The organism is Actinomycetes bacterium, assembly GCA_035489715.1.
In the GTDB taxonomy this organism is placed as follows: domain Bacteria; phylum Actinomycetota; class Actinomycetes; order JACCUZ01; family JACCUZ01; genus DATHAP01.
Genome location: DATHAP010000199.1, coordinates 1 through 9,890 on the forward strand (window position 1 = coordinate 1; position 9,890 = coordinate 9,890).

At 73.1% G+C, this 9,890-nt stretch carries 11 protein-coding genes; 7 read left to right on the forward strand and 4 right to left on the reverse strand.

All coding sequences use genetic code 11. The features are described 5' to 3' along the window. Positions 1-116: 116 nt before the first annotated feature. Together VK640_15980 and VK640_15985 are read right to left on the reverse strand one after the other, a co-directional pair. Entirely contained in the window at positions 117-602 is a 486-nt protein-coding gene (locus VK640_15980; GenBank protein HTE74675.1) for a hypothetical protein, read from the reverse strand. A gap of 248 nt (positions 603-850) precedes the next feature. Continuing rightward, positions 851-1,942, reverse strand: coding sequence for a zinc-dependent alcohol dehydrogenase family protein (locus VK640_15985; protein HTE74676.1), 1,092 nt, complete (start codon positions 1,940-1,942; stop codon positions 851-853). 117 nt (positions 1,943-2,059) lie between these two features. Here VK640_15985 and VK640_15990 point away from each other — a divergent pair, with 117 nt between their 5' ends. From VK640_15990 to VK640_16000, 3 genes are all read left to right on the forward strand, one after another. Beyond that, positions 2,060-2,245 carry a DUF1918 domain-containing protein gene (locus VK640_15990; protein HTE74677.1) on the forward strand — a complete coding sequence of 62 codons (186 nt, stop codon included), beginning with the start codon at positions 2,060-2,062 and terminating at the stop codon, positions 2,243-2,245. Positions 2,246-2,312: 67 nt separating this feature from the next. Further along, on the forward strand, positions 2,313-3,101 hold the full coding sequence (locus VK640_15995; GenBank protein HTE74678.1) for a methyltransferase domain-containing protein: 789 nt from the start codon (positions 2,313-2,315) through the stop codon (positions 3,099-3,101). A gap of 108 nt (positions 3,102-3,209) precedes the next feature. Next, the gene (locus VK640_16000; protein HTE74679.1) at positions 3,210-3,350 is read left to right on the forward strand and encodes a hypothetical protein; all 141 of its coding nucleotides are present in this window, start codon (positions 3,210-3,212) and stop codon (positions 3,348-3,350) included. 39 nt (positions 3,351-3,389) lie between these two features. Here the strand turns inward: VK640_16000 and VK640_16005 are convergent, their stop codons facing one another. Further along, on the reverse strand, positions 3,390-3,986 hold the full coding sequence (locus VK640_16005) for an XRE family transcriptional regulator (GenBank protein ID HTE74680.1): 597 nt from the start codon (positions 3,984-3,986) through the stop codon (positions 3,390-3,392). Positions 3,987-4,063: 77 nt separating this feature from the next. Between VK640_16005 and VK640_16010 the strand changes: the two genes are divergently transcribed. The 4 genes from VK640_16010 to VK640_16025 are packed head-to-tail and all read left to right on the forward strand — an operon-like array spanning position 4,064 to position 9,057. Then, positions 4,064-4,993, forward strand: a complete 930-nt coding sequence (locus VK640_16010) for an NAD(P)/FAD-dependent oxidoreductase (protein ID HTE74681.1) — start codon at positions 4,064-4,066, stop codon at positions 4,991-4,993. Positions 4,994-5,049: 56 nt separating this feature from the next. Next, positions 5,050-5,310: a hypothetical protein gene (locus VK640_16015; protein ID HTE74682.1), complete on the forward strand. Its 261-nt coding sequence runs from the start codon at positions 5,050-5,052 to the stop codon at positions 5,308-5,310. 40 nt (positions 5,311-5,350) lie between these two features. Continuing rightward, positions 5,351-8,083: a LuxR C-terminal-related transcriptional regulator gene (locus VK640_16020; protein HTE74683.1), complete on the forward strand. Its 2,733-nt coding sequence runs from the start codon at positions 5,351-5,353 to the stop codon at positions 8,081-8,083. 32 nt (positions 8,084-8,115) lie between these two features. Then, the gene (locus VK640_16025) at positions 8,116-9,057 is read left to right on the forward strand and encodes a phosphatase PAP2 family protein (GenBank protein ID HTE74684.1); all 942 of its coding nucleotides are present in this window, start codon (positions 8,116-8,118) and stop codon (positions 9,055-9,057) included. Between the two features lie 226 nt (positions 9,058-9,283). Here VK640_16025 and VK640_16030 read toward each other — a convergent pair. Further along, positions 9,284-9,890: hypothetical protein (locus VK640_16030; GenBank protein HTE74685.1), on the reverse strand; the 607-nt coding region annotated here is incomplete at its 5' end.

Sequence of the window (9,890 nt, forward strand, 5' to 3'; positions counted from 1 at the left end):
CGTGGTCCGGCACGGTCAGGACGACGCGCAGCTCGCGGGGTGGGTCCGGCACGGGACCAGGCTAGTGACGGCCGGTCGGTCCCGCGGCAGCTGTGGCGGGCACCCCAGTGGGCGGGCTACTGGCGAAGCTCGTCGATGTCGACGACCTGATCCTCCGGAGGTGCCGTCACGTCGACCGCCTCGTCCCACTCGGAGAACGCGGCCTGGCCTTCGGCTTCGTCGTCCGGGACGACCAGCAGCGGGTAGGGCTTGTCCGACTGGGCGACGTACAGCGTGCCGGGGTCCTCGGTCCCCTTCTCCCGGAGGCCCGCCGTCTCCTGCCTGTCGACGGTGCGGCCCTTGACCCACTTGCCGGTGAACAGCTCGGCCGCCTCCGCGTTGGCCGCGTCGACCCAGAAGTCGCGGTCCCTCTTGAAGTAGACCGCCTGGTCGAGCACCCGGACCTGGACGGTCTGGCCGTCGGACGAGATCGATCCCGCGGCGCGCTTGCCGTCCGACTGCATGCGCATGTCGATGGACAGCTCGACGTCGTCGTCGGTGATGTCCGCGTCGACGTGCACGGAGGAGGCGGCACGGGCGGCTTTCTCCGACTTCTTGAGCACCTGGTCGGCGGTGAGTCCCTCGAGCGGTGCGGCGGCGTCGACCTCGCCCCCGCAGCCGGTGAGCAGGAGCGCCGAGGTGATCGGGAGAGCCCCGGCGGCGAGCCGGCTGCGGGTGCGCGCGGACTTGTGGAGCCCCCGTTCATGGTCCGGTCGTGCCGGACCTGGGTCGGCCGGTGTCCTGGTCGAACCGGCCCCGCAGCGCTGCTACCCAGGTCAGACGCCGGCTGAACGCGGTCCCGTCGACATGATCAGAGGACGACCACCGCCGACCCGCTGACCCGGCCGGCGGCCATGTCCTGCACGGCCCGGTCGGTGTCGGCGAAGTCGTAGGTCGTCGTGTGCACCCTGACACCCGCGACGCCCGCCCGGGAGGCCAGCGCCAGCAGCTCGGTTCCGTCCTGGCGGGTGTTGGAGGTGACGCTGCGCAGGTCGCGCTCGTAGAAGAGGTGCCGCTCGTAGTCCAGCGGGGGGACGTCGCTGAGGTGGATCCCGGCCACGGCCAGCGTGCCACCCCGGTCCAGGGCGGCGAGGGCGACCGGCACCAGCTCGCCCGCCGGGGCGAACAGGATGGCCGAGTCCAGCGGCACCGGCGGGCTGGCGTCGGCCGCGCCCACCGACGCCGCTCCGAGCTCCTCGGCCAGGGCCCGGTTGCCCGGGCCGCGGGTCAGCACGTGCACCTCGGCCCCCTCGGCCATCGCGAGCTGCGCGGTGATGTGCGCGCTGGAGCCGAAGCCGTAGATGCCCAGGCGGCCCCCCGGCGGGAGCGCGGCCCGTCGCAGTGCCCGGTAGCCGATGATGCCGGCGCACAGCAGCGGCGCGAGCTGCTCGTCCGGCGGATCCTCCGGAAGCCGGTAGGCGTAGGCGGCCGGCACGTCGGCGACGTCGGCGAGCCCGCCGTCGGCGTCCCACCCGGTGTACTCCGAGCGCGGGCACAGGTTCTCCCGGCCGGTCCGGCACCAGCGGCAGATCCCGCAGGTGCGGCGCAGCCAGGCGATGCCGACCCGGTCGCCGAGAGCCAGGTCGTCGACACCGGAGCCCAGGGCGACGACCCGGCCGACCACCTGGTGGCCGGGGATGGTTGCGGCGCGACGTACCGGCAGGTCGCCCTCGACCAGGTGCAGGTCGGTGCGGCAGAGGCCGCACGCGCTCACCCGCAGCCGTACGTCGCCGCCGGCCACCGGCGGCAGCTCGCGCACACCGAGGGTCAGCCGGCCCTCGGCCGCCGGTGCCGGCCGGTCGAAGGACCACGCCCGGGTCGTCATCGGTACGTCGTCCCGGCTCGGCCGCGCCCGGTCGGTCATCGCCCCTCCACTCGCCCGCTTCTCCTGCTCGCCCGTCATGCCACACCCTCGCGCGCCGCGGGGCCAGCCCCGCCGGGCGCGACGACCCGAGCCGAAAGACCCTTGTGGCGGTCGCCGCGGGCGGGCACGGTGGCGTGGGGGAGTGAGGAGGGCCCGATGCAGGCCACGGTGGGTGACCGGATCATCGTGCACAGCACGCACGTCGACGAGCCGGTGCGGGACGGCGAGGTGCTGGAGGTGCGCGGCTCGGACGGCGGACCGCCGTTCCTGGTGCGGTGGTCGGACACCGGCCACGAGGCGCTGGTCTTCCCGGGCCCGGACGCTGAGATCCGCCACACGTAGCCCGGGTGGCGCCCCCGGACGGCCGTCGGGCGTTGACCCGTGCCGCGCCGTCGGTCAGGGTCGGACCGTGGAGTCGTGGCGCGGCGGGGACCTCTACGAGGCGTACATGGGCCGGTGGAGCCGGCTGGTCGCACCGGAGTACGTCGCCTGGCTGGACCCGCCGGCCGGCGGCCGCTGGCTGGACATCGGGTGCGGCACCGGCGTGCTGACCCAGGCGGTCCTGGACCGCTGCGCGCCCGCCTCCGTCCTCGGGGTCGACCCCTCGGACGGCTTCGTCGCGGACGCGCGGCGACGGGTTACGGACCCGCGGGCCAGCTTCGAGGTCGGTGCCGCCGACGCGCTGCCGGTGGAGCCGGCGTCGGTCGACGTCGTGGTGGGCGGTCTGGTGCTGAACTTCGTGCCCGACCCTGGCCGGGCGCTCGCCTCGATGCGGGACGCGGCCCGGTCCGACGGCACCGTCGGCGCCTACGTCTGGGACTACGGCGAGGGGATGGCGATGGTGCGCCACCTCTTCGACGCGGCGCTGCAGGTGGACCCCGAGGGCGCCGCTTCGCACGACGAGGGCAGACGCTTCCCGCTGTGCCGGCCGCGTCCTCTGCGCGAGGCGTTCCAGGACGCCGGCCTCCGGTCGGTCGACGTCGACGAGGTCGTGGTCCCCACGGTGTTCCGGGACGTCGACGACTACTGGTCGCCCTTCCTGGCTGGGCAGTTCCCGGCGCCGGCTTACGTCTGCTCGCTGCCCCCTGACACACGGGAAGCGTTGCGGGCCGCGGTCGTCGCACGGCTGCCTGTGGCGGACGACGGCTCGGTCCCGCTCACCGCCCGCGCGTGGGTGGCCCGCGGCACGGTCGCCTGACGCACGGACGCTCACGCGCCCGCCCGAATCGGGGCCTGGACAGGGAATTCGTCGGATGCCACCGTGAGGGGAGTACGGCCGTCGAGCCGTCGAGGTCCAGGGGGCGCCATGAGCCACATCCCGACGAACCGCCCGTGGGACCTACCGCCCCTCGACCCGGCCGACGCGGCCAAGGAGAACCGCCAGACGATGGTCTGGATGTGCGCGCTGTGCTTCCTCCTCCTCGTGGTCGGCGTGCTGATCGGGTGACGCCGGCGGATTCCCGGCCGACTGTCGGCCGGGTCGCCGTCAGCCGCTCCGCCCGGCGTGCGGCTTGGCGGTCGTGTGCATCCGCTCACCCTGGGGGCCGAACACGCTGAGCACCTCAGCGGTCTCGCTGCCGGTGCTGCCGAACCAATGCGGAACCCGGGTGTCGAACTCGGCGACCTCGCCCGGCCCCAGGACCAGGTCGTGGTCGGCCAGCACCAGCCGCATCCGGCCGGCGAGGACGTACAGCCACTCGTAGCCCTCGTGCGCCTTCAGCTCCGGCTTGTTCTTCGACGTCGGGATCACGATCTTCCAGGCCTGCACGCCGCCCGGTGACCGGGTCAGCGAGATGACGGTGCGCCCGTTCACCCGCCGTGGCTTCAGCCGGACCCGGGGGTCGCCGACCTCCGGCGCTCCCACGAGTTCGTCGAGGGGGACCCGGTAGGCGTGCGCCAGGGGGAGGAGCAGCTCCAGGCTCGGCCGCCGGTGGCCGGTCTCCAACCGCGACAGCGTGCTCTTGGAGATGCCGGTCGAGGCCGCGAGCGAGGTCAAGGTGACGCCGCGCTGCTGGCGGAGCTGCTTGAGCCGCGGGCCCACCTGGTCCAGGGCGTCCGCGATCAGTGTTGTCGTGTCGTCCACCCTCCGATCCTTCGCGTCGTTCCCAGAAACGGCAACGAGGGTTGATGGAACCGGAACGGTCCCGCACGCTGCCGGGCATGGAGGAGTACGACGTGGTGGTCGTGGGCGGGGGAGCCGCCGGGCTCTCGGCGGCCCTGGTGCTGTCCCGGGCCCGCCGTCGGGTGCTGGTGGTCGACGCGGGCGCCCCGCGCAACGCCGCCGCCGCCCACATGCACGGCTTCCTCTCCCGCGACGGGCTGCCGCCGAGCGAGCTGCTGGCCACCGGGGGCAAGGAGGTCGCCCGCTACGGAAGCACCCTGGTCGCGGACGCCGTCGTCGACGTCGAGCGCGTCGGCGACGGCTTCGAGCTGCGGCTGGCCGGCAGCTCGCGGGTGTCGGCGCGACGGCTGGTCGTCGCGACCGGCCTGCGCGACGTGCTGCCTGATGTCGACGGCTTGCAGCAGCGGTGGGCGCGCGACGTCCTGCACTGCCCCTACTGCCACGGCTGGGAGGTCCGGGACCGCCGACTCGGCGTGCTGGGCAACGCGTCGGCGGCTTCGATCGACTACGCGCAGATCGTGCGCCAGTGGTCCTCCGACGTGGTGCTGTTCGTCCCGCCGGACACGCTGACCGACGCCCAGCAGACCGAGCTGGCCGCCCGGCGGATCGAGGTCGTCGAGGGGGAGGTCACCTCCGTCGCGGTCACCGACGACGTGCTCGGGGGCGTCGAGCTGGCCGACGGCCGCCAGGTCTCGCGCGACGCGCTGTTCGTCCCGCCACGTTTCGAGCCGAACGACGCGCTGCTCGAGGCCCTCGGGTGCGACCTGGGCGCAGACGGCTGGGTGGTCAAGGACGACACCGGGTGCACCAGCGTCCCCGGCGTGTGGGTCGCCGGCAACGTCGGCAACCCGCGGGCCCAGGTCGTCACCGCCGCGGGCGAGGGATCGGCCGCCGCGATCGCCGTCAACGCCGACCTTGTCGCGGACGACGTCCGCGCAGCAGTCCGTACGTCGCTGCCCGCCGGCTGACCGGCACTTACCCGCGCCGTCACCGACCCACCCACCCGAGAACCCGAGGAGAACGCATGTCCGAGACCCCGAGCCGGCCGCGACCCGCCCCGGTCGGCCCGCCGAGCAAGCACCAGCTGGCACTGATGATCTGGCTGGCCGTCTTCCCGACGCTCACCGTGCTCAACCTGGTCCTCGGTGACTGGCTCGCCGACCTGTCGCCGGTTCTGCGCACCTTCACTCTGGCCACGGTCGCGGTGCCGATCGTCATCTACGGCCTGATGCCGCAGCTGCACCGGCTGCGTGCACGCTTGCTGGTGCGATCGGCTGCTCGCTGACATCCCCCCCGACGGCGGTCGTCTGAGCCACCATGGGGACATGGTGGCCACCCTCCTGGAGAGCAAGTACCGGGTGCCACGGGCCCGGCAGGGCACGGTGGCGCGGCCCCGGCTGATGACCGGACTGGTGGCCGCCGACCTGCCGCCGCTGACCGTGGTGGCCGCGCCGGCCGGCTTCGGCAAGACGACCCTGCTCGCCGAGTGGCTGGCCGCGCTGGCCGGCGACGGCACGGCCGTCGGGTGGCTGTCGCTGGAGGAGAGCGACGACGACCTGCCGCAGTTCCTGGCCTACCTCGTCAGTGCGGTCGGCGCAGCCACCGACACCGTCGGCACCGGGGCGCTGCAGCAGCTGTCGTCGTCGTCGCCGTCGACGGAGGCGGCGCTCACCACCCTGGTCAACGAGCTCGACCGGCTGCCGACGCAGCTCGTGCTCGTCCTCGACGACTACCACCTGGTCTCGGCACCGGAGGTGCACGATGCGGTGACGTTCCTGATCGAGCACCAGCCGCCTGAACTGCACCTCGTGCTGGCGACGAGGGCCGACCCGCCCCTGCCGCTGGCCCGGATGCGCGCCCGCGGCCAGCTTCGTGAGGTGCGAGCGGCCGACCTGCGCTTCACCGTCGACGAGGCGGCGGCCTATTTCAACCAGTCGATGGGTCTCACGCTGAGCGACGCGCAGGTCGCGGCTCTCGACGGCAGGACCGAGGGCTGGATCGCCGCGCTGCAGCTCGCAGCGCTCTCGATGCAGGGTCGCGACGACGCCGCGTCGTTCATCGCCGGCTTCGCGGGCGACGACAGGTACGTCGTCGACTACCTGGCCGAGGAGGTCCTGGCCCGCCAGCCCGACGACGTACGCGACTTCTTGCTGAAGACGTCGATCCTCGAGCGCCTCGGCGGCCCGCTCTGCGACGCGGTCACCGGCCGGGACGACGGCAAGGCGACCCTGGTCGCGCTCGAGCGGGCCAACCTCTTCGTCGTGCCGCTCGACGACCGGCGCCAGTGGTACCGCTACCACCACCTCTTCGCCGACGTCCTCCGCGCGCACCTGCGCGAGGTGCGCCCGGATCGCGCGCCGGAGCTGCACCGACGGGCCAGCACCTGGTTCGAGGCCGAGGGCGACACCTCGCAAGCGGTCAGCCACGCGCTGGCCGCCGGGGACACCTCACGGGCGGCGGACCTGATGGAGCCGGCCATGCCGCGGATGGGCCGTGAGCGGCGGGAGGCGGAGCGGGCCCGGTGGCTGCAGGCGCTGCCCGACGACGTGCTGGAGTCGCGGCCGGTGCTCGCGGTCACGTTCGCCGGGACGCTGGCCCAGGTGTCGGACTTCGCCAGCGTCGGCGACCGGCTGTCGGCCGTCGAGCGCTCGCTGCGCAGGGACGACGGCAGCTGGCCGGAGACGCCGCCGCCGGGCTTCGTGGTCGTCGACCTCGACGCCTACCGGGCGCTGCCGGCCTCCATCGAGATGTACCGGGCCGCGCTCGCGCTCCACGCCGGCGACCTCGAGGGCACGGTCCGGCACTCCCGCGAGGCGCTCGCAACGGCACCACCCGACGAGGGCCTGGTGCGGGCCGGCGCCGGGGCCCTCGGCGGGCTCGCAGCCTGGGCCTCGGGCGACCTGGGCAGCGCCCACGCGGCCTACACCGAGTCCGTCGCCGGTCTGCGCAGCATCGGCTTCGTCGCCGACGTGCTGGGCTGCAGCATCACGCTCGGCGACATCTGCCAGACGCAGGGCCGGCTCGGCGACGCGCTCCGCACCTACCGGCAGGGCCTCGACCTGGCGGCGTCCACGAGCGCGGAGCCGGTGCGCGGCGCCGCCGACATGCACGTCGGCGCGGCGAGCGTGCTGCTCGAGCGCGGCGACCTGGCGGGGGCCGAGGACCAGCTGGCCGAGAGCCAGACGCTGGGGGAGCCGCTGTGGCTGCCGCAGAACGCGTACCGGTCGAGGGTCGTCACCGCCCGACTGCGTGAGATCGGAGGCCACCTCGACGACGCGCTGCTCCTGCTGGACGAGGCGGAGCGGGTCTACAACGGCGACTACTCACCGGACGTGCGGCCGGTGCCCGCGGTCCGGGCCCGGCTCCGGATCCGGCGGGGCGAGCTGGACCGGGCCGAGGCGTGGGCCGCGGAGCGCCGGCTCTCGTCGGCCGACGAGCTGTCCTACCTCCGCGAGTACGAGCACGTCACCCTCGCCCGGCTGCTGCTCGCCCACGCGTCGGGCCGCGGCGATGCCACCGCGCTGTCCGAGCTCCACGAGCTGGTCGGGCGCCTGCTGGCCGCAGCCGGCTCCGGCGGGCGCACCGGCACCGTCATCGAGCTGCTCGTCCTGCAGGCGCTCGCGCACCACGCCGGCCGCGACGTACCGGCAGCGACCGAGGCGCTGGGACGCGCCGTCACGCTCGCCGAGCCCGAGGACTACCTGCGCATCTTCGCCGACGAGGGAGCCCCGATGGCGGCGCTGCTCAGGGCGCTCGCCCGACAGGGGGCGTCCGGGGCGTACGTGCGCCGGCTGCTCGCAGCCACCGCTCCTGACGACGGTGCGCGGCCCGCCGCGCAGGCCCTGGTCGACCCGCTCAGTGAGCGCGAGCTCGACGTCCTGCGGCTCCTCGGCAGTGACCTGGGGGGCCCCGACATCGCCCGCCAGCTGTCGGTGTCGCTGAACACGATGCGCACCCACACGAAGAACATCTACGCCAAGCTCGGCGTCACCAGCCGCCGGGCCGCGGTCCGGCAGGCGCAGCAGCTCAACCTCCTCCTCGGCCAGCGACGCGGCTGACGGGCGCTCCTCGTCGTGCGAGGGTGAACGGCGTGGGGGAGCTGCAGGTCGAGACGCGCACCGTGGCGCCGCGACTGCTTCGTCTCGCCAGCATGCTGGCGTACGTCGTGGCGCTGGGCGCCTGGATCGCCGTCATGGGCATCCCGAGGCAGGCGCTGCCGGCCTTCGGCTGGATCTGGCTGGCGACGATCGCATGGAACGTCCAAGCGCCCCTGCGCGCGCACCTCGACTTTGCGCGGGACTGGTCGCTGCCCCTGCTGGCGCTGACCGTCTACCTCTACAGCCGCGGCCTGGCCGACGACCTGTCGTTCACCTCCGTGCACGTCACCACGCCGATCGAGGCCGACCGCGCGATGTTCGGCGGGACGCTTCCCACCGAGTGGCTGCAGGGGAGGCTGTGCGGCGACCCGTGCCTGCGCAGCGCGTCACCCCGGTGGTACGACGTCGTGCTCACGACGGTCTACTACTCGCACTTCGTGGTCGCCCTGTCCATCGCGGGCGTTCTGTGGGTGCGCAACCGGGCGTCGTGGGTGCGCTTCATGCGCCGCTACCTGTCGCTCAACATCCTGGCGCTGGTCGTCTACGTCACCTACCCGATGGCCCCGCCGTGGCTGGCGTCGCAGGACGGACTGATCACCGACGACATCTCGCGGATCACCGGTCGTGGATGGCACGACCTGCGCGACGGCAACTTCCACCAGAAGCTGTCCGCCGTCGGCAACCCGGTGGCCGCGATGCCCTCGTTGCACGCCGGCGTCGCGCTGCTGGTTGCCGTCTACGGCATCTCCCGGCTGCGCAGCGCCGCGCGCTGGCTGCTGCTGCTCTATCCGGCCGCGATGTCGTTCATGCTCGTGTACTACGCCGAGCACTACGTCGTGGACATCCTCGCGGGCTTCGCCGCCGCGGGCATGGTGCTCTGGGGCTGTTCGTGGTGGGAACGCCGCCATGACTCCGGCGCCAGCGCGGTCTCATGATCGTGAGCACCAGACGGTCAGAAGATGATGCTGTGGTGCTCACGATCACGCCAGGAGTCGATGACGAGCCGTGGCGACTGACGGCGAGCCTCTCAGACACGCTCGTGATCGCCGGCGCCTCCGACGGGGACGTCAGACGCCCGACGGGACTGTCCGGGATGGTTGGCCACCCGACCCCGTTCTGCTCCAACGTGTCGGCCCTGCGTGCTGGGGGCAGGACGGTGTGTTACGCCGAAGCCACCCTGGTTACGCCTTCGAGTCCGAGGTGGACCATGTCGGCCCAGGCGAGGTCTTCGCCAGACCTAGCAGCCGCCTCGATGGCTCCGGCTGGCAACTCGGCCACGGCGGAAGCGGACGTGGCCGCAACGATCTCTGCCCAGATGGGCGAGGGAGCGACGTCGTGTCGAGCGCGATGTGCGGCGCTGGCTACCAGAAGACTCAAGCACCGCTCGGGGTGACCTCGTAGGAGGGCGAGCTGGGCCAATCCTTCGATGCAGGTCGCTGCTGTTGTCGGGTCGATGACGTCACCCAGATCGAGCAGGCACTCAGTCCAATGCTCGAGCGCAGCCTCGTGGTGACCGCTCCTCGCCTCAACGAGAGCGAGGCTGTCCAGAGCCAGGGCCACCAGGTAAAGGTCCCCGGTCGAGCGAGCGAGTAGTACGGCCTCACGTAGCGGCCGTAGAGCCGCTGGGATCAACACGTCCCGTCCCGCGGTGATGTCGTGGAGCACGGCGCCAGCAGCCGTGTCGTTGAGAACCATTGCCACCGTCCAGGCGTCACCCCCGCGCTCGGCGAGTTCCATGGCTTTCTCCGCCAGAACCTGCCAGGTCTCC

Excerpts from the sequence above, each read along its gene's own strand:
- VK640_16010 (HTE74681.1), top strand. The coding sequence starts at position 4,064 with ATGGAGGAGTACGACGTGGTGGTCGTGGGCGGGGGAGCCGCCGGGCTC.
- VK640_16020 (HTE74683.1), top strand. The coding sequence starts at position 5,351 with ATGGTGGCCACCCTCCTGGAGAGCAAGTACCGGGTGCCACGGGCCCGG.
- VK640_16015 (HTE74682.1), top strand. The coding sequence starts at position 5,050 with ATGTCCGAGACCCCGAGCCGGCCGCGACCCGCCCCGGTCGGCCCGCCG.
- VK640_15990 (HTE74677.1), top strand. The coding sequence starts at position 2,060 with ATGCAGGCCACGGTGGGTGACCGGATCATCGTGCACAGCACGCACGTC.
- VK640_15985 (HTE74676.1), bottom strand. The coding sequence starts at position 1,942 with ATGACGGGCGAGCAGGAGAAGCGGGCGAGTGGAGGGGCGATGACCGAC.
- VK640_16000 (HTE74679.1), top strand. The coding sequence starts at position 3,210 with ATGAGCCACATCCCGACGAACCGCCCGTGGGACCTACCGCCCCTCGAC.